Here is a 17,851-nt window from a genome sequence, read left to right as displayed (position 1 = left end):
CGGACATCACGGGCAGCACTACCCGCGGTCGGTAAAGTCGACGTCGAGGAAGAGCAGGGGGCGGCTCATCCGGTCACCGTACGGCAGCGGCGCTGCGGGGCGCGCGGACGTTCTCGGCGGGGCCGGCCCCGGACTCGTGCCCCGTGTCCGTGGTCAGTCGGCCACGAGGCGTCCGTACTCCGCCAGCAGTCCGTCGACCGCCTCGCGGCTCGCGGGCCGCAGCGGGGCGCGGACCGGGCCGGCCGGAAGGCCGAGGGCGCCCAGGAGCGCCTTGGCGGTGACGGCGCCCGGCAGGCCCGCGGCCATCATCGACTCGATGAGGGGGACGGCCCGCCGCTGGAGCCGGGCCGCCCCGTCCGTGTCGCCCGCGTCGAACGCGTCCAGGACCGAACGCAGGTGGCGCGGGACGGCGTTCGCGACCGTGCTGACGTATCCGGCGGCGCCCACCGCGTACAGGGCGAGGTTGTGTTCGTCGCAGCCCGCGTAGTACGCCAGGTCCGTGCGGGACAGCACCTTCTGGGTGCCGAGGAAGTCGTAGGAGCAGTCCTTGACCGCGACGATCCCCGGGTGTTCGGCGAGGCGGATCATCGTGTCGGGCTCGATACGGGTGCCGGTGCGGCCAGGGATGTCGTACAGCACGACCGGCAGGCCACCGGCGTCCGCCACCTCCCTGAAGTGTTCCTCGACCGCGTCCTGCGGGGGCCTGCTGTAGTACGGGGTGACCACCAGCGCAGCGTCCGCGCCGGCCCGCTCCGCCGCCCGGGCCAGTTCCACGGTGTGCCGGGTGTCGGAGGTGCCCACACCGGCGAGCAGCGGCACCCGGTCGCCCACCGCCGCCCGGACGGCCCTGATCAGCGCCGACTTCTCGGCGTCCGTCGTGGTCGGCGACTCGCCCGTGGTACCGGACAGCACGAGCCCGTCGCAGCCCTCCGCCACCAGCCGTCCGGCCAGCCGCTGCGCACCGTCGAGGTCGAGCGCGCCCGCCTCGGTGAACGGCGTGATCATGGCGCAGAGGGCGCGGCCGAAGGGTGGGGCGGAGGAACCGGTGTGCGTCATGGGACCAGTCTCGGCAGGACGATCGTGTAGATCCACTTAATTCTTCTGTGAGATATGAGTAAGCATCGCTGAGAGGTCGGAGTGCCGGAGGTGCGCCGACCTCCTCGGTCCCGTCACCCTTCCGTTCCGCCGGGCGCCCGGCGGCGGGTGCGGCCGACTCGATGGGGCGAGGCACTGTGTCCCCTTCGGGCCTCCATGGGTCACTATGGCCATGACGGTCACGAAACCCTGTCATGGGAGGCGTCATGAAACTCGGCAAGGCACTCGCCACCGGTGTCGCGCAGGAGCGGCCGCAGACCCGTCCGGACGAACTCGAACTCCCCCGCGAGGCAGCGGACGTGGAGACCACCGCCTCCGCCGCCCCCGTACCCGGTCCCGCCTCCCTGCCCGCGCCCGCGGCCGAAGAGGTGTCGGCCGCCCGATGAGGCTGCGGCTTCCGGCGGAACGTCCGACGGAGGCGCCGACCGGATTCAAGATCGCCCACCCGGTGCTGTCCCAGGACGGCACCCGGGCCGGGTTCACCGGTGTGTCGCTCGGCGGCGCGCTGCCGTACGCGGTGGTGGCCGACGCGTCCTGTGTCTACGGACTGCGGCACCGGGCGCCGCACCGCCGCTGCGACTGCGGCTTCCACTGCGTGCACGACCGTACGACGGCGGAAGCGCTGCTGTGCACGGCCGAACACCGGACGGCCGTCCTGCTCGAGGTCTCCGTGCTGGGCGCCTACATCCGCTTCGAGCGCGGCTTCCGCTACGCCCGCCAGCGGGTGCGCGTGGCGACGGTCGGGCCGTGCGTCTGCGGCACGGCCGCGGCCGCGCTCGCCGACGCCGGGTGGGGCAGGCCCGGCTGGTCCGCCCTGGCGCCCGCCTGCGCGGCCTGCGTGCGCGGTCGTACGTCCTTGTCGCTCGCGGCGTTCGCCCGGCTGGCCGGGGACGGACTGCGGGTCGCGGCGGGCGGCGGCGGCCCCTGGGGCGGCGCGGGACACGGCGACCCGGTACCTGCGGCGGGCGGCGGCGTCCCCGCCGGTCCCGGTGTGCGCGACGGTGCCGGACCCGCGCTGCGCGCCGACCTCGGCGTGCCCGAACTCGTCGCCGAGGCGGCCCTGTTGCAGGCCCGCCTGGACTGGTTCCAGACCCAGCTGGCCCGGCTGGGCGAGCCCGGGTCCGGCGGAGCGGCGCGCGGGTAGGGCGGCCGGTCCGGGATCGTCGGCGGCCGACAGCCGACAGCCGACAGCCGACAGCCGACAGCCGACAGCCGACAGCCGACAGCCGACGGGTGCGGGTGCCGGGGCGGCTCGGCGTGCGGGCCGTGGGAGGTCCGGACGTTCGCCGGATCCTGTGACGAGCGGTCCCGCCGGACCTGGGTACCCGGGGCGGGTGGTCCGCCGGGAGGGGGCCCGGGAGGGGCCGCCTACGGGGTGGCCAGGGAGGCGGGGGAGTTCAGGGACGAGAGGTACCTCGATGGCGAAGCGCAGGTCGACACCGGGCGTGGCCGGAGCCGGAGCCGGAGTCGAAGCCAGGGCCGACGGGGCCGCCGCGCCGCGCCGCCGGGCGCGGCGGGCCCACGCCCTGGGGCGCTTCCTGCGGGAGACGCTGGCGAGGGCGGACGTCAGGGGCCGGGCCGGGGCGCGTGCCGCCGACCTCGGGGACCGGGCCGGTGCGCTGACCGTCCAGTTGCGCGGCGGTGCCGTCGAGGCCGGGCACGGGGTGCGCGGCGCGGTGGTGGGCGCCGGGCGCGGCACGCGGGACGCGGCCGCGCGCGCGGGGCACAGTCTCCGGGACACGGGGGCACGGGCGGGCCGTTCGGCGGAGCATGTGCTCCCGGGGCCGTTGGGCAGCGCGGCGCGGGCCGGGCTGCGGCACCCCCTCCCGGTGCTGATCGCCGGCGCGGCGGGGGCCGCGACCGTCAAGGCCGCGGTGTCGCGGCGACCGCGGGAACGGGGCCCACGGCAGCGGGATCCACGGCAGCGATGCCCACGGCGGCGACGCTCACGGCGGCGGTACTCGCGAGGCGGGTCACTGCGCGAACGGCGACCGCGGCAGCGGGGCCGACGACGGCCGTGAGCGCGGCACCAGCGACCCCGCTGACCCCGTTGACCCCGGTGACTCCGGTGACTCCGATGGGCCGGGCAGGCGACCCTACCGAACAATCCACCCTCCTGGACAGGAAAACTGTTCGGTGAGAGGGTGGGTACATGTTGGACGTCACCGTGATCGAGGACTCCGAGGCCGCAGTCGTCTCCCTGGACCCCGTCCGGGCCGGGCTGCTCGCCGAACTGGCCGCCGGCCCCGCCTCGGCCACCATGCTGGCCGGCCGGGTCGGGCTGCCCAGGCAGAAGGTGAACTACCACCTCAAGGCCCTGGAGCGGCACGGCCTGGTGGAGCTGGCCGGGGAACGCCGCAAGGGCAACGTCACCGAGCGGCTGATGCGCGCGACGGCGGCGTCGTACGTGATCTCACCGCTCGCGCTCGCCGCCGTGCAGCCGGATCCGGACCGCTTCCGCGACGAGTTCTCCGCGCGCTGGCTGCTGGCCCTCGGCGCCCGGCTGGTCCGCGACGTCGGCTCACTGATCACCGGTGCCGCGCGGGCGCGCAAACGGCTGGCGACCTACGCGCTGGACGGCGAGGTGCGCTTCGCCTCCGCCGCCGATCGGGCAGCGTTCGTCGAGGAGCTCACGGCGGGGATCGCCGCCCTGATCCGCAAGTACGACGCTCCGGAGGCCGAGGGCGGCCGTGACCACCGGATCGTCGTGGCCCTCCATCCCACGCTCAAGGACCCGCAGTCCGTCGGCGAGGCCGGCGCCCGGCCGTCCGCCGCCCCACCGGAACTCGACCAGTAGGAGCCAGGAACCAGTCATGTCCAAGGAATTCGAGATCGTCCGCGAGTTCGAGGTCGACGCCACGCCGGAGGAGGTGTGGGAGGCCGTCACGCGCGACACCGGCGGCTGGCTGTGGCCGATGGAGTACGACGGCGAGAGCGGCACCGGCCCCTTCGGGTCCACGCTCACGAACTGGGATCCGCCGCACCGCCTCACCTCGCGCACCGAGGACGTCCGCTTCCCGACCCAGAGCCTGAACCAGCTCGACCACACCATCGAGCCGCGCGACGGCGGCCGCCGGGCCTGGGTGCGGTACGTGCACAGCGGGATCTTCACCGACGACTGGGACAACCAGTACGACGGCGCGAGCCGGCACACCGACTTCTATCTGCACACCCTGCGCGAGTACCTGACGCACTTCGCGGGCCGCCCGGTCGCCTTCGCGACGCTCCACGGGCCCGGCGCCTCCACGGCCGCCGACGCGTTCGTCGCCGTGGGCCGGGCCCTCGGCCTCGCCGACGACACGGCGCAGGGCGCGCGGGTGACGGTCCGCGGACCGGCCGGGCGGGAGCTGGACGCCGTGGTCGACTACCGCAACCCGTACTTCCTGGGGCTGCGCACCGATGACGCCCTGCTCCGCTTCTTCGGGCGCAACCACTGGGGCGCGCCGGTCGGCATCTCCGTCCACGACTTCGCGCCGGACGCCGACGCCAAGGCGGACGAGAGCGCCTGGCAGGTCTGGCTCGACGGCGTGTTCGGTCGGTCCTGAGCGGCAGCCGGCGGTCGGCAGCCTTCGCGGTCCGCGACCGAAACCGCCCGGGTTCCGGTCGCGGTCCGCGGTCGTACGGGCTCCGGTCGCGGCCCCGCGTTTGATGCGGTGAACCGATGGCCGCGTAGGATCTACGCGCGTCAATGCCCTGCCCGTCCAAGCCGGTTGCCGGGAATTCGGCCAAGTGCGGCCACCGGTGGGCAGATGAACCGGGCGGCATGGGTGGAAATCCGTCTAGGCTGAGTGGTCGAACCGTGATGCGTACGGCCGTCAAGGCGCCCTAGGAGAACCAGCCGATGTCAGCAAGCCCCAGCTCCTCCCTGCCGCCGGTGCGGCTGCATCCCGAAGCGGAGCTGGCGCGGGACGCCCTGTCCACGCCGTTGCTCTCGCGGGCCGCGCGGCTCGCCCGCTGGGCCGGACCCGAGACCCGGGTCGAGGCCGGGGGCGTACTCGTCGAGGAGCAGTTGCCCGCGGCCGCCGAGGTCCTCGGCCTGACCGGTGACGACGCGGCCGCCCTGGCGAGCGAGGCCTGGCGGATCGCCGTGGACGCCGGGCTCGTCGAGATCGTGGACGAGGAGGCCGGCACGGTGGCCGCGGGCGAGGAGCTGGGCCTGCTGTTCGGCGGCTCGCCGCGCGACGTGCTCGACGTGTGGCTGGCCGCGCTGGAGGCGGTGCTGGCCGACGCGAGCGTCCCCGACCTCGACGAACTGATCGAGGCGATGGACGCGGGCGGCGAGGTCGACCTCTCCCGGCTGGACTGGGACGCCGAGGCGGAGGCCGAGTTCCTCGACGGCGTCCTCGGCAACCTCTACCTGCTCACGGTGAGCGAGGACGGGCCCGGCGACGGCCCCGTACCGCTTCCCGCGCTCGCCGCGTCGATGATCGTGCCCGACGGCTCGCACGAGCCCACCAACGACATGCTGGAACAGGTGTCCGACGCCATGATGCGGCTCGACGAGCAGTTCCGGCTGCTGGAGCCGGTGGGTCTGGTGGACTACCGGCCGGTCGACGAGGCGCTCATGACGGACACCGACGACACCGACGACACCGCCGCACAGCCCTCGGCCTCGATCGACGACACCGACGTCGCCCGCTACGGCATGGTCCGCCTTACCCCCCTCGGCTGCTACGGACTGCGCGCGCGGCTGCTGGACGCCGGCTTCGCGGCCCCGGCCGTGGGGGAGCTGTCCGACAAGGGCGCGGACGCGCTGCTCGACGGCACGGCCGCGTTCCCTCCGGCGGCGGCGCACGCCGAGACCCGGTCCTGGCTCGCGCACCGCGAACCGCTCGCCGCGGCCCACGAGTTGCTCGCGGCGGCGCGCGGCGCCGACGACGGCGCGCCCCTGCGGCGGCTGCGCTGCCAGCAGGCGCTGTCGCTGGTCGGCCCGGAGGCCGAACCGGCGCTGCGTGACGTCCTGGACGACGCCGAACTCGGCGGGCTCGCCCGGGTGTGGCTGAGCGAGCACGGGGCCGCCGACGTGCCCGTGCCGTCCCAGGCCATGGTCTTCTGGCTCACCATCGACACGGTCGCCGCACAGTTGGCGGCCGAGGGCAACTCCGAGGAGCTCCAGGCCCTCGTGGAAGGACTCGCGGAGCAGCACAGCGGTTTCTTCGCGGCCGCCTGGCGGGTGGACCACCCGGCCACGGCGGACGTGCTGGACGCGATGGGGCGCCTGCACCCGGACAAGAAGGTGGCCAAGGAAGCCCGGAAGGCGGCGTTCAAGGCACGCTCGCAGCAGGGGTGAAGCCCGCCCGGTACCGACGCGGAACCGCCCTGTGCACGCCGACGCGGAACCGCCCTGTGCCGACGTGGCACCGCCCGGCGCCGACGTGGCGACTTCTCGCCGCGGCGCCGGGCCGCGCGGCATTTCTTTGCCTCCTGCGGGGGAGGTCCGTACGGATTCATGGAACAGAGTCCGCATCGGACCACCGGTGTTCAACTCCCGTTCAGGCGGGGGCGGGACGGTTTCGCCGACACCGCCTCCGCCACCCTCCACGGCAATCCACCGTCACAGGAGACACCATGTCGCTCACCCGCAGGGACTTCGCCAGGAAATCCGCGATCACCGGTGCAGGGGTCGCACTGGCGGGCAGTGTCGGCGCGCTGGCCACCGCGCCGAACGCCCTCGCGTCCACGGAATCCGAGAGCGTGGGGGAGGAGCCGGCGCACGGGCACCACGGCGTCGGCTACGGACCGCTGATCGCCGACCCGGACGGACTCCTGGCCCTGCCCGCCGGTTTCAAGTACCGCGTCATCACCTACAGCGGCCGCACCAAGCTGGAGTCCGGCGAGTTCACCCCCTCCAACCACGACGGCACCTCCACCTTCGACGGTCCCCGCGGCACGACCCTCCTGGTCAACAACCACGAGCTGGCCGGCCCGCGCGCCAACTGGCCGCACCCGGTGCCGCTCACCGAGGGCCTGGTCTACGACCCGGCGGCGGCCGGCGGCTGCACGGTCGTCGAGATCCGTCCCGGCGGACACGTCGCCGAATGGGTCGGCATCGCCGGCACCGCCACCAACTGCGCGGGCGGCAACACCCCTTGGGGCACCTGGCTGACCTGTGAGGAGACCGAGGACCGCACCGGGACCAACGGTTTCACCAAGGACCACGGCTACGTCTTCGAGGTCGACCCCGCCGACCGCCGCGCCAACCGCGCCCCCAAGCCCATCAAGGCGCTCGGCCGCTACGCCCACGAGGCCGTCGTCGTCGACCCCAAGCGCGGCCACCTCTACCTCACCGAGGACGCGTCCAACCCCAACGGCCTGCTGTACCGCTGGACCCCGCCCGAGGACCACCGCCACGGCCACGGCCGGCTGCGCGGCCTCGCCGACGACGCGGGCACCCTCCAGGCCTTCAAGTGCTTCGACTCCGGCGGCAGGTTCGTCGACGACCTCTCCCGCGCCACCAGGATCGGCACGGTGTACGGCGTCGACTGGGTCGACGTCCCCGACCGCGACGCGAAGACGGTCTCGGTGCGCAAGCAGTTCGCCGCCGGCGAGGTCACCCGCGCCCGCAAGCTCGAAGGCATGTGGTGGGGCGACGGCGGCACGTACATCGTCTCCTCGTACGCCCGCACCGAGAGCCCCGTCCAGCACGACGGCGCGGTCTGGTTCTACGACCCCAGGCGCCGCACCCTCACCCTGAAGGTGCTGCTCGGCGTGAACCCCGACCCGTCCGTCGACGGCGCCTTCGACGGCCCCGACAACATCACCGTCTCCCCGTACGGCGGTCTCGTCATCGCCGAGGACGGCGAGGGCGTCCAGCACCTGTTCGGCGCGACCGACAGCGGCCGCACGTACCCCATCGCCCGTAACGAGCTGAACATCGGCACGGCGGAGAAGCCCGAATACAGCGAGTTCACCGGCGTCACCTTCTCGCCCGACGGGAAGACGCTCTTCGCCAACATCCAGACCCCCGGCATCATGCTGGCCGTCACCGGGCCCTGGAAGCGGCAGAAGCGCGGCTGAGGCGCGGCTGGTTAATTCGTTCGCTCGTCCCGCGGTACGCCTCCTAGAGTGATGCACGTCCAGGTGCGAAGGCAGGACCTACTTCCACTCATAATGGGGCGGCCGCGGGTTCGAGTCCCGCCACCGGTACGACAGGCCGGTGTAGCTCAGGGGTCAGAGCACCTACGTCGGTTCCGCCGGCTTCGATCTCTGGACACCACAACTTCATGCACCTCCCGGTGCGCTGGCTGCGGCTACTTCTTCTGCAAAAAGATCCCTGCCGCCGCCGACTCTGATCTCGGGAGGCGCGGCTCAAGGTGGGTGCCCGGTGCGCGGACAGCGGATACTTCGGGATCTGGTGGGGTGACATGCCTCGTGCGGGTTCGAATCCCGTCATCGACTTCGGGTCGGTGTGGCGGAAACGGCAAGACGCGCCAGTTGACAAGCGACCGCCGTCGAATTCGACCTCGGACACCCTCCTTCCGCCGTGCCTCCCTCCGGAACACGACTGGAAAGTCGGGGAAGAATTCGGGGGAATTCACCATGGCGCGATTCAACTCCCGTTCCGCGAAGGCGCAGCCCACCTCGCGGGTGACATCGACGGGCCGGGTGCTGCGCACCCACCAGGGCGGCCGAGGCCAGGAGCGCGACGCGCGCTCCGAGCTCTTTCTGCTCGCGCTGTCCAACTTCGTCTCCCAGCAGACCTTCTACGAGACCGGCGCCGACCGCGACGGCCGGTTCGCCCGGCTGGTGCGTGAGCTCGCCGTCACCGATCCCGAGTGGACGGCCGGCCTGCTGGGCTGGCTGCGGGGCGAGGGCAACATGCGTACCGCCTCGCTCGTGGGCGCGGCCGAGTACGTGAAGGCGCGGCTCGACGCCGGGGCGGTCGAAGGTCCGTCGAACCGGCAGGTCGTGGCCTCGGTGCTGCGGCGCCCGGACGAGCCCGGCGAGCTGCTCGCCTACTGGACCGCGCGGTACGGCCGCAACGTCCCGAAGCCCGTCAAGCGCGGGATCGCCGACGCCGTACGACGTCTCTACAGCGGCAAGTCGCTGCTGAAGTACGACACCGCGTCCAAGGGCTACCGCTTCGGCGACATCCTCAACCTGGTGCACGCGGCGCCGGACCCGGACAAGCCGTGGCAGGGCGACCTGTTCCGGTACGCGCTGGACCGGCGCCACCACCCGGACACGGCCGTCGTCCCCAAGTCGCTGCCCGTGCTCGCCGCCCATCGCGACCTGATGGCGCTGCGGCCCGCCAAGCGGCGCAAGGTCGTGACCGGAGCGCACGGGGCCCAGCGCCTGGCGGACGCCGGGATGACCTGGGAGGCGCTGGCCGGCTGGCTCCAGGGCCCGATGGACAAGGCGGCGTGGGAGGCGGTCATCCCGTCGATGGGCGCCATGGCGCTCGTCCGCAACCTGCGCAACTTCGACGAGGCCGGGGTCGGCGACGAGGTGGCGGCCCAGGTCGCCGCGAGGATCAGCGACCCGGCGGAGGTCGCGCGCTCGCGGCAGTTCCCGTTCCGCTACCTCGCGGCCTACCGGCACGCGCCGTCGCTGCGCTGGTCGTACCCGCTGGAGCAGGCGCTCGGCCACTCGCTGGCCAACGTGCCCGCGCTGCCGGGCCGGACCCTGGTGCTCGTGGACCGTTCGGGCTCGATGTTCTACTCGCGGCTGTCGGAGCGCTCCGAGCTGACCCGGGCCGACGCGGCGGCGGTCTTCGGCGCGGCGCTCGCGCTGCGGGCGGCGGACGCGGACCTCGTCGAGTTCGGCACCACCAGCAAGCGGGTGGAGTTCCGCAAGGGCGAGTCGGTGCTGAAGGTGCTGGAGCGCTTCGGCGACCTCGGCGGCACCGACACCACCGAGGCGGTGCGCCGGCACTACCGTCGGCACGACCGGGTGCTGATCGTCACCGACGAGCAGTACGCGTACAGCCCGCACGGCGCCCCGACCGAGCAGGTGCCGGCGCGCGTCCCGGTCTACACGTGGAACCTCGCCGGTCACCGCGCGGGTCACGGCCCCTCGGGGAAGGACAACCGGCACACCTTCGGCGGCCTCTCGGACGCGGCCTTCCGGATGGTCCCGCTCCTCGAGCAGGCGCGGGACGCGGACTGGCCGTGGGCACAGGCCGGCTGAGGCCCACGGCCTCGGGGCAGCGGCCCGCGGGGCCGAGTCGTGGGCGCGGCCCGTACGTCGGTACGGGCCGCGTTCCTGCGTGCGCCGGGATCGGCCGCCCTAGTGTTCGCGTCGGGCGCCGGTGATCACGAACGCCGACACCAGCAGCGCGGCCAGGGCGATCAGCGCGCCCGCGCCGAACGCGCGGGCCGCGCCCTCGGTGAGGACCACGGCGGGCGACCCGGTCGCGTGCCGGGTCGCCGTGCCGAACACCGTGACCAGGACGGACAGTCCGAGGGTGCCGCCGAGCCACTGGAAGGTCTGGAGCAGCCCGGAGGCGGCGCCCGCCTCGTGCGGTGCGACGCCCGCGAGGATCGTCACGGTGAGCGGCATGAAGCTCAGGCCGACGCCCACGCCCATCAGCAGCAGCGGCCCCAGCAGCCCGGCCGGGTAGCCGTCACCGGGGTGGAGCCGCCACAGCCATCCGGCCGCCGCGACGATCAGGGACATGCCGGTGAGCAGGACCGGCCTGGTGCCGAAGCGGGCCAGTAGCCGGGGCACGAAGCGCACGGTGGTGAACATCGCCAGGGTCATCGGCAGAAAGGCGAACCCCGCGCGCAGTGGGCTGTAGTCGAGGACCTGCTGGCTGATCAGGGTGAGGAAGTAGAAGGCGCCGAACATGCCGGCGGGCAGCAGCAGGACGCCCGCGTAGCCGCCGGAGCGGTTTCTGCTCGCGAACAGCCGCAGCGGCAGGACCGGTTGCGGGGCGCGGGCCTCGATCAGGGTGAAGCCGGCCAGCAGGGCCGCCGCGGCGGCGAAGCCGAGCTGTGCCCGCAGGTCGCTCCAGCCGTCCGTGGAGACCCGGATGAACGCGTACACGAGGCAGGACATCCCGGCAGTGCCGGTCAGCGCGCCCGCCGCGTCGAACCGGCCCGCGTGCCGGGGGGTCTCGGTCACGAAGCGGGGAAGGGCGACGGCGACGCCGATGCCGATCGGCACGTTGATGAGCAGGGCCCAGCGCCAGGACGCCCAGGAGGTGAGCAGGCCGCCGAGGAGCAGCCCGACGGAGGCGCCGATGCCCGCCATGGAGGAGTACACGCCCAGGGCGTGGTGCCGGCGCGGGCCCTCCGGGAAGTTGGTGGTGATCAGCGCGAGGGTGCTGGGCGCGACCAGTGCGGCACCGACACCCTGGAGCGTGCGTGCGGCGATCAGCCAGGGGCTCTCGGTGGCCAGACCGCCGAGCAGTGAGGAGGCGGCGAAGACCAGGACGCCGACGGTGAGGGTGCGGCGCCGTCCCGCGATGTCGCCGACCCGGCCGCCGAGCAGCAGCAGACCGCCGAAGGCGAGGGTGTAGGCGTTGAGGACCCAGGACAGGCCGGTACGGGAGAAGCCGAGGTCCCGCTGGAGGTCGGGGAGGGCGACGTTCACCACGGTGGAGTCGACGCCGACCATGAGATAGGCGGTGACGATGACGAGGAGGACGGTGCCCGCTCGGGCGGTCCCCCCGGGTAAGGCGGAGGCCTCGACGGGTTCCGGGCGGGTGGACGGTGCGGACGAGGTGGACATGGGGCACTCCCTGTCTGGTGTCCCCGGGTGATGTGATGGACCATGCGGGCAGCGCGGACTAGCACGGACTGCCCGCGGCGATAAGCGGGGACTGTCTCCGTTTAATGCTCGTCAAGATACGGAGAGAGTCCCCGGTTTGCAAGGAGTGACGGGATGACGCAGGTCAAACCCATGCGCGCGGACGCTCGGCGCAACTACGAGCGGTTGCTGGAGGTGGCGGCCGAGGCCTTCGCCGAGCACGGGGAGGGCGCGTCGTTGGACGACATCGCCAAGCGTGCCGGGGTCGGCTCCGGCACGCTCTACCGCCACTTCCCGACGCGGCGGGCGCTGTTGGAGGCCGCGTACGTGGACCGTATCGAGGCGCTGGCGGTGCGGGCCGGCGAACTCGCCGACGAGCTGCCCCCGGGCGAGGCGCTGGTGGAGTGGCTGAACGAGCTGTGTGTCGGCACGATCCAGGTGCGCGGGATGAAGGCCCTGCTGGGCTCGGCCGTCACGGACGGCAGTGTGGCCGCGGTGACCGCGTGCGCCACCTCGATGAAGGGCGCGGCGACGCGGCTGGTCGAGGCGGCGCAGGAGGCGGGGGCGCTGCGGCGGGACGTCGAGCCGATCGACGTGCTGCGACTGGCTCACGGAGTGGCCACGGCGTCGGAACTGGCCAACGGGCAGCGGGAGTCCATCCGTCGGTACGTCGCCCTGCTGACGGAGGGCCTGCGGGCGTAGCCGGTCCGGAGAGCGGGGCCCGGGCGGTGCTGGTGCGGGAGCGGTCCGGGTGTCGTGGGGCAGGACGGGCGGTGGAGGGGCTCGTACGACCTCTGCCGAGCCCCTTGCCGCCGTGTGCCGCGGTGTGTTCCCCGTGTTGTCCCCGTGCGGGGCCGGGGGGCCTACAGGGCCTCGGCCCCCGGCTTCACCATGTTCCGTACCGTGCGCGCCTTGACGAAGTCGCCCATGGCGGTCATCTCCCACTCGCCGGAGAACTGCCTGATCAGCTTCGCCATCAGCACACCCGTCTGCGGCTCGGCGTTGGTGAGGTCGAAGCGGACGAGCTCCTCCTCGGTGCTGGCGTCCAGCAGCCGGCAGTAGGCCTTGGCGACCTCGGTGAACTTCTGGCCGGAGAACGAGTTGACCGTGAAGACCAGGCCGGTGACCTCCTGCGGCAGTCGGCCGAGGTCGACGACGATCACCTCGTCGTCACCACCGCCCTCGCCGGTGAGGTTGTCGCCGGAGTGCTTGATGGCGCCGTTGACGATGGAGAGCTTGCCGAAGTAGCAGCTGTCGATGTGGTTGCGCTGCGGACCGTAGGCGATGACCGAGGCGTCGAGGTCGATGTCCTTGCCGCGGTACGCGGGTTCCCAGCCGAGGCCCATCTTGACCCGGGAGAGCAGCGGGCGGCCGTTCTTGACCAGGGAGACGGTCTGGTTCTTCTGGAGGCTGACCCGGCCCTTGTCGAGGTTGATCTTCCCGGTGCCGGGCGCGGCGGCGGGCGGTGCCGGGGGAGCGGGCGGGGCGGCCGGGGGCTGCACGGGCATGGGCGGGGTGACCGGCTGCGCGGACACGGGCGGGGCGACCGGCTGGGCGGGCGGGGCGGCCGCGGCGGGCTCCTCGACCGACACGCCGAAGTCGGTGGCGATGCCGGCCAGCCCGTTCGCGTACCCCTGGCCGACGGCGCGGGCCTTCCAGGCGCCGTTGCGCAGGTAGACCTCCACGACCACCAGGGCCGTCTCGGTGTCGAGCTGCGGCGGCGTGAACGTGGCCAGGACGCTGTTGTCGTCGGCGTTGCGGATCGTGGCCGTGGGCTCGATGCCCTGGAAGGTCTGGCCCGCGGCGTCCGGGCTGGCGGTGATGACGATCTTCTCGATGCCCGGCGGCACCGCGGAGGTGTCGACCGTGATCGCGTCGGGGGCCGCGCCGCCGCCGGAGCGGTAGCTCACGCCGGGTCCGCTCGGCTGGTTGTAGAAGATGAAGTCGTCGTCGGAGCGCACCTTGCCGTCGGCGGTGAGCAGCAGGCCCGATACGTCCAGCCGCACCGGAGCGGCCACGTCCACCGTCACACGGGCGGCGGACAGGGGGATGTTCGAGCCAGGCGTCATAGCTGTCATACCGGGTGAACGAGCGGACCCGCTTTACCGTTCCCTTACCTGAAGGCCAATCGGGTCGGGTGTTTCCGGGTCAGTACGGCCAGATCGGCGGATCGCTGACGAAATGGCCGCCCAGGCAGGCCTGCGCGATGTTCGCAGGGTCCAGTTCGCCCTGCTCGGCGATCAGCTTCTCCGCGTACGGCTCGGAGTCGTCCTGCGGCTCGTAACCGAGCGCCCGCGCGCTCGACAGGTCCCACCACAGGCGCGTGTTGGCGGAGGAGCCGTAGACCACCGTGTGGCCGACGTGCTCGGCGGTCAGGGCCGCGTGGAAGAGGCGGGCGCCGTCGGCGGGGCTCATCCAGACCGACAGCATGCGCACGCTGGTGGGCTCCGGGAAGCAGGAGCCGATGCGGACCGAGACGCTCTCCAGGCCGTGCTTGTCCCAGTAGAGCTGCGCCAGGTCCTCGCCGAAGGACTTGGACAGGCCGTAGAAGGTGTCGGGGCGGCGCGGGGTGTCCACCGGGATCAGCGGGTCGTCCCCGCGGGGTGCGGGGGTGAAGCCGACGGCGTGGTTGGAGGACGCGAGGACGACGCGTCCGACGCCCTCCTCGCGGGCGGCCTCGTACAGGTTGTAGGTCCCCTCGATGTTCGCCCTGAGGATCTTCTCGAAGGGGGCTTCCAGGGAGATGCCCGCGAGGTGGACGATGGCGTCGACGCCCTGGACGGCCTCCCGCAGGGCCTCCCGGTCGGCGAGGTCCGCCGTGATCGCGTCCGGCTCGCCCTCGACGGGAAGCAGGTCGAACAGCCGGAGCGTGTATCCGTGGGCCGGCAGCAGCTCGCGCATCAGGGTGCCGAGCCCGCCGGCGGCGCCGGTGAGCAGAACGGTGCGGGGAGCGGGCATCCTCGGGTCTCCTTGGGTCCGCCGCCTGGGACAGGTGGCCGCATGTGTGGACTGCATTCACACTCGTGGACACGCTAGGGATCGTCGACGTGTCCCGTCAAGTGTGGCGCGGACCTGGTGGATCCGCTTCTGTGTTGCGGTGATGCGTGCTTGACCGGCCCTGATGGGGCTCCTTAGGGTACGAGTGTTCAGAAATGTAGACATGGATCAGAAACGTGAGCGCGCTTCGGGAACGTGAGCGCCTGTCCCAGGGAGAGCCCGTGACACCAGCCCCCCTCGCCGCCCGGCTCGGCGTCCCCAGCGGGCCGCTGTTCTTCCCCGTCACCCCCTACGGGCCCGACGGCTCCGTCGACCTCGACGTCTTTCGCACGCACGTGCGCCGCGGAGTCGGGGCCGGTGCCGCCGCGGTCTTCGCCTGCTGCGGCACCGGGGAGTTCCACGCCCTGACGCCCGAGGAGTTCTCGGCCTGCGTACGAGCGGCCGTGGAGGCGGTCGACGGGCGCGTGCCGGTGGTCGCGGGCGCCGGGTACGGCACCGCCCTCGCCGTCCGGTACGCACGGCTCGCGCAGGAGGCGGGCGCGGACGGGCTGCTGGCCATGCCGCCGTACCTGGTGGTCGCCGGACAGGAGGGCCTGCTGCGGCACTACCGCGAGCTGGCCGCCGCCACGGACCTGCCCGTCGTCGTCTACCAGCGCGACAACGCGGTGTTCACCCCGGAGACCGTGGTCGCGCTGGCCCGTACGGAAGGGATCATCGGGCTCAAGGACGGCCTCGGCGACCTGGACCTGATGCAGCGCGTCGTGAGCGCCGTACGGACCGAGGCGCCCGGCGACTTCCTGTACTTCAACGGGCTGCCGACCGCCGAGCAGACCCAGCTCGCCTACCGCGCCCTCGGCATCACCCTCTACTCCTCCGCCGTCTTCTGCTTCGCCCCGGAGATCGCGCTCGCCTTCCACCGGGCGCTGAACTCGGGCGACGACGCCCTGGCGCACCGCCTCCTGGACGGCTTCTACCGCCCCTTCGTCGAACTGCGCGCCCAGGGCCGCGGCTACGCCGTCTCCCTGGTCAAGGCCGGGGTACGGCTGCGCGGGCTCGACGTGGGGGAGGTGCGGCCGCCGCTGCACGAGCCGACCGAGGACCACGTCAAGCAGCTCGCCCAGGTGATCGAACGCGGTTACGCGCTGCTGGAGGAGGGCCGGTGACCGCGTCGGCGTTCCTCTACCCCTGGGACGTCAACGGCGATCCCGCGGCGCCCGCGCGCGTCGCCGGGCTCGGCGTCGGGCAGGTCACCCTCGCCTCCGCCTACCACTCCACCCGCGCCCTGACCCCGCGCCACCCCCGGCACCGCGTCGTCACCGCCGAGCACGCGGCCGTGCTCTACCCCCTCGGCGACCGCTGGGCGGGCCGCACCCTGCGTCCCTTCCCGGCCGGGGACTGGGCCTCCGGCGACGCCTACGGCGAGGCCGCCGACGCGCTCGCGGACGCCGGCCTGGCGGTGCACACGTGGGTGGTCCTCGCCCACAACTCCCGCCTGGGCGCCGAACACCCGGACACCTCGGTCGTCAACGCCTACGGCGACCGCTACCCGTGGGCGCCGTGCATCGCGCAGCCCGCCACGCGCGCGTACCTCGTCGACCTGGCGGCCGAGGCCGCCGTACGTCCCGGGGCGCACGGCACCGAGCTGGAGTCCCTGGGCTGGTACGGACTGCCCCATCTGCACGCCCACGACAAGACCGGCGGAGTCGGCCTCGGGGAGGCCGGGCAGTACCTGATGGCCCTGTGCTTCTGCCCCGACTGCCGGACCGGGTACGAGCGGCGGGACCTGGACCCGGACGCCCTGGCGTCCGCCGTGCGCGACGCCCTGGAGCCGCTGTGGCGGGGCCGGGCCGAGGAGGAGGGCGGCTGGACGGGGGTCGTGAAGCTGCTCGGCGAGACGTACGCGGACGCCACGCGCGCGTGGCGCGACGCCACCGCCCGCACGCTCCAGGAGGACGCGGTCGCCGCCGTCCGGGCGGCCGCGCCCGACGGCTTCCAGGTACTGCTGCACGCGGACCCGGTGTCGTACCACTGCGGCGCGAACGCGGGCGTCGACCCCGCGCACGTCCTCTCCGTGGCGGACGGCGTGGTCGTGCCCTGCACGGGCGGCCCCGGCCTGCTCGCGCCCTTCGCCGAGCAGGGGCGGCGGGCGGCGGTAGTCGCCGCCAACCTCACCGTGGTCTCCGGGATGGGCGGCAGCCCGCACGCCCTGGCGGCCGACGCGGCCCGGGCGCGGGACCTGGGCGCCACCGAACTGCGCCTCTACCACGCGGGCCTGGCGTCGGACGCGGACCTGGAGGCGGTACGCCGGGCGCTCACCGGGAACTGAGCCGGGGGGCGGCGCGGGAGGGGGCGGTCCGGCACCCGGGAGACCGATGAGTTCCGGGGGCCGTGCCGGTCCACCGCTTCAGGCACACCACACTCCCAAGGAGCGAGCCATGACCGACACCGGCACCGGCACCGGCGCGGACGTCACGACCTTCGACCTCGGACCGCAGACCCGGATCGTGGCGGCCCTGGCGGCGGGCGTGCGCGACGAGCAGCTCGCGGACGGCACGCCGTGCCCGGACTGCGCCGTACGCACCATGCTGGGGCACCTGTCCGGCCTGGCCGTCGCCTTCCGCGACGCCGCGCGCAAGGACTTCGGCCCCACCACCGACACCGCCCCGGACCCGGCCGCGGCCGACATCGGCCCCGACTGGCGCGAGCGACTGCCCGAGGTGCTCGACGAACTCGCCGAGGCCTGGCGCGACCCCGCCGCCTGGACCGGCACGACCCGCGCGGGCAGCGTGGACCTGCCCGCCGCGGTCGCCGCCGCCGTCGTCGCCGACGAACTGGTCGTGCACGGCTGGGACCTGGCGCGGGCGACCGGCCAGGAGTACGAGCCCGACCCGGCCGCGCTCCGGGCGTCGTACGACTTCCTCGGCGCCGTGGCCGACGACCCGCGGCGTGCCGGTGGCGCCTTCGGGCCGGTCGTCCAGGTCCCGGACGGCGCCCCGCTGCTCGACCGGGTGGTGGGACTGAGCGGCCGGGACCCGGGCTGGAAGCCGTGACCGGCCCAGGGAACCGG

General features: G+C 73.5%; 16 protein-coding genes. 12 read left to right on the top strand and 4 right to left on the bottom strand.

Annotated features, from left to right (window positions below; all coding sequences use genetic code 11):
• Window positions 1–153 precede the first annotated feature (153 nt).
• A complete protein-coding gene (dapA, locus tag ACWC24_RS28425; protein ID WP_450665738.1) occupies window positions 154–1,056 on the bottom strand; it encodes a 4-hydroxy-tetrahydrodipicolinate synthase in 903 nt (300 codons plus the stop codon).
• A gap of 245 nt (window positions 1,057–1,301) precedes the next feature.
• Between dapA and ACWC24_RS28420 the strand changes: the two genes are divergently transcribed.
• The 8 genes from ACWC24_RS28420 to ACWC24_RS28385 all read left to right on the top strand — a co-directional run bounded on the left by ACWC24_RS28420 (window position 1,302) and on the right by ACWC24_RS28385 (window position 10,224).
• Window positions 1,302–1,481, top strand: a complete 180-nt coding sequence (locus ACWC24_RS28420) for a hypothetical protein (protein WP_450665737.1) — start codon at window positions 1,302–1,304, stop codon at window positions 1,479–1,481.
• Window positions 1,478–2,239 (top strand): hypothetical protein, encoded by a 762-nt coding sequence (locus ACWC24_RS28415; RefSeq protein WP_450665736.1) that lies wholly within the window; start codon window positions 1,478–1,480, stop codon window positions 2,237–2,239. The genes ACWC24_RS28420 and ACWC24_RS28415 overlap by 4 nt, the downstream gene beginning before the upstream one ends.
• Before the next feature lie 274 nt (window positions 2,240–2,513).
• The gene (locus ACWC24_RS28410; protein ID WP_450665735.1) at window positions 2,514–3,116 is read left to right on the top strand and encodes a DUF3618 domain-containing protein; all 603 of its coding nucleotides are present in this window, start codon (window positions 2,514–2,516) and stop codon (window positions 3,114–3,116) included.
• 131 nt (window positions 3,117–3,247) lie between these two features.
• Window positions 3,248–3,892, top strand: coding sequence for an ArsR/SmtB family transcription factor (locus tag ACWC24_RS28405; protein WP_450665734.1), 645 nt, complete (start codon window positions 3,248–3,250; stop codon window positions 3,890–3,892).
• 16 nt (window positions 3,893–3,908) lie between these two features.
• The gene (locus ACWC24_RS28400) at window positions 3,909–4,640 is read left to right on the top strand and encodes an SRPBCC domain-containing protein (protein WP_450665733.1); all 732 of its coding nucleotides are present in this window, start codon (window positions 3,909–3,911) and stop codon (window positions 4,638–4,640) included.
• A gap of 296 nt (window positions 4,641–4,936) precedes the next feature.
• The gene (locus tag ACWC24_RS28395) at window positions 4,937–6,385 is read left to right on the top strand and encodes a hypothetical protein (protein ID WP_450665732.1); all 1,449 of its coding nucleotides are present in this window, start codon (window positions 4,937–4,939) and stop codon (window positions 6,383–6,385) included.
• Window positions 6,386–6,663: 278 nt separating this feature from the next.
• Window positions 6,664–8,112, top strand: a complete 1,449-nt coding sequence (locus ACWC24_RS28390; RefSeq protein ID WP_450665731.1) for an alkaline phosphatase PhoX — start codon at window positions 6,664–6,666, stop codon at window positions 8,110–8,112.
• Window positions 8,113–8,634: 522 nt separating this feature from the next.
• Window positions 8,635–10,224, top strand: coding sequence for a TROVE domain-containing protein (locus ACWC24_RS28385; protein WP_450665730.1), 1,590 nt, complete (start codon window positions 8,635–8,637; stop codon window positions 10,222–10,224).
• A 99-nt stretch (window positions 10,225–10,323) separates the two neighbouring features.
• Here ACWC24_RS28385 and ACWC24_RS28380 read toward each other — a convergent pair whose 3' ends face one another.
• Complete coding sequence (locus tag ACWC24_RS28380) at window positions 10,324–11,769, bottom strand: MFS transporter (RefSeq protein WP_450665729.1); 1,446 nt, start codon at window positions 11,767–11,769, stop codon at window positions 10,324–10,326.
• 153 nt (window positions 11,770–11,922) lie between these two features.
• Between ACWC24_RS28380 and ACWC24_RS28375 the strand changes: the two genes are divergently transcribed.
• Window positions 11,923–12,489 (top strand): TetR/AcrR family transcriptional regulator, encoded by a 567-nt coding sequence (locus ACWC24_RS28375; RefSeq protein WP_450665728.1) that lies wholly within the window; start codon window positions 11,923–11,925, stop codon window positions 12,487–12,489.
• A gap of 161 nt (window positions 12,490–12,650) precedes the next feature.
• Here the strand turns inward: ACWC24_RS28375 and ACWC24_RS28370 are convergent, their stop codons facing one another.
• Together ACWC24_RS28370 and ACWC24_RS28365 are read right to left on the bottom strand one after the other, a co-directional pair.
• Window positions 12,651–13,856 carry a TerD family protein gene (locus ACWC24_RS28370; RefSeq protein ID WP_450665727.1) on the bottom strand — a complete coding sequence of 402 codons (1,206 nt, stop codon included), beginning with the start codon at window positions 13,854–13,856 and terminating at the stop codon, window positions 12,651–12,653.
• 79 nt (window positions 13,857–13,935) lie between these two features.
• The gene (locus ACWC24_RS28365; RefSeq protein ID WP_450665726.1) at window positions 13,936–14,745 is read right to left on the bottom strand and encodes an NAD-dependent epimerase/dehydratase family protein; all 810 of its coding nucleotides are present in this window, start codon (window positions 14,743–14,745) and stop codon (window positions 13,936–13,938) included.
• Between the two features lie 260 nt (window positions 14,746–15,005).
• Here ACWC24_RS28365 and ACWC24_RS28360 point away from each other — a divergent pair, with 260 nt between their 5' ends.
• The 3 genes from ACWC24_RS28360 (at window position 15,006) to ACWC24_RS28350 (ending at window position 17,834) form a co-directional block, all read left to right on the top strand.
• Window positions 15,006–15,947 carry a 5-dehydro-4-deoxyglucarate dehydratase gene (locus ACWC24_RS28360; protein ID WP_450665725.1) on the top strand — a complete coding sequence of 314 codons (942 nt, stop codon included), beginning with the start codon at window positions 15,006–15,008 and terminating at the stop codon, window positions 15,945–15,947.
• Window positions 15,944–17,110 (top strand): hypothetical protein, encoded by a 1,167-nt coding sequence (locus ACWC24_RS28355; RefSeq protein ID WP_450665724.1) that lies wholly within the window; start codon window positions 15,944–15,946, stop codon window positions 17,108–17,110. The genes ACWC24_RS28360 and ACWC24_RS28355 overlap by 4 nt, the downstream gene beginning before the upstream one ends.
• Window positions 17,111–17,219: 109 nt before the next feature.
• Complete coding sequence (locus ACWC24_RS28350) at window positions 17,220–17,834, top strand: TIGR03086 family metal-binding protein (RefSeq protein ID WP_450665723.1); 615 nt, start codon at window positions 17,220–17,222, stop codon at window positions 17,832–17,834.
• Window positions 17,835–17,851 lie beyond the last annotated feature (17 nt).

The sequence above is a fragment of the Streptomyces sp. NPDC001443 genome (genome assembly GCF_053597355.1).
The sequence above is the reverse complement of the archived record's forward strand: the minus strand, read 5'-3'. Positions and strand labels throughout refer to the sequence as shown.

Coding starts and splice junctions, on each gene's coding strand:
- dapA (WP_450665738.1), bottom strand. CDS start 1,056: ATGACGCACACCGGTTCCTCCGCCCCACCCTTCGGCCGCGCCCTCTGC.
- ACWC24_RS28420 (WP_450665737.1), top strand. CDS start 1,302: ATGAAACTCGGCAAGGCACTCGCCACCGGTGTCGCGCAGGAGCGGCCG.
- ACWC24_RS28415 (WP_450665736.1), top strand. CDS start 1,478: ATGAGGCTGCGGCTTCCGGCGGAACGTCCGACGGAGGCGCCGACCGGA.
- ACWC24_RS28410 (WP_450665735.1), top strand. CDS start 2,514: ATGGCGAAGCGCAGGTCGACACCGGGCGTGGCCGGAGCCGGAGCCGGA.
- ACWC24_RS28405 (WP_450665734.1), top strand. CDS start 3,248: ATGTTGGACGTCACCGTGATCGAGGACTCCGAGGCCGCAGTCGTCTCC.
- ACWC24_RS28400 (WP_450665733.1), top strand. CDS start 3,909: ATGTCCAAGGAATTCGAGATCGTCCGCGAGTTCGAGGTCGACGCCACG.
- ACWC24_RS28395 (WP_450665732.1), top strand. CDS start 4,937: ATGTCAGCAAGCCCCAGCTCCTCCCTGCCGCCGGTGCGGCTGCATCCC.
- ACWC24_RS28390 (WP_450665731.1), top strand. CDS start 6,664: ATGTCGCTCACCCGCAGGGACTTCGCCAGGAAATCCGCGATCACCGGT.
- ACWC24_RS28385 (WP_450665730.1), top strand. CDS start 8,635: ATGGCGCGATTCAACTCCCGTTCCGCGAAGGCGCAGCCCACCTCGCGG.
- ACWC24_RS28380 (WP_450665729.1), bottom strand. CDS start 11,769: ATGTCCACCTCGTCCGCACCGTCCACCCGCCCGGAACCCGTCGAGGCC.
- ACWC24_RS28375 (WP_450665728.1), top strand. CDS start 11,923: ATGACGCAGGTCAAACCCATGCGCGCGGACGCTCGGCGCAACTACGAG.
- ACWC24_RS28370 (WP_450665727.1), bottom strand. CDS start 13,856: ATGACGCCTGGCTCGAACATCCCCCTGTCCGCCGCCCGTGTGACGGTG.
- ACWC24_RS28365 (WP_450665726.1), bottom strand. CDS start 14,745: ATGCCCGCTCCCCGCACCGTTCTGCTCACCGGCGCCGCCGGCGGGCTC.
- ACWC24_RS28350 (WP_450665723.1), top strand. CDS start 17,220: ATGACCGACACCGGCACCGGCACCGGCGCGGACGTCACGACCTTCGAC.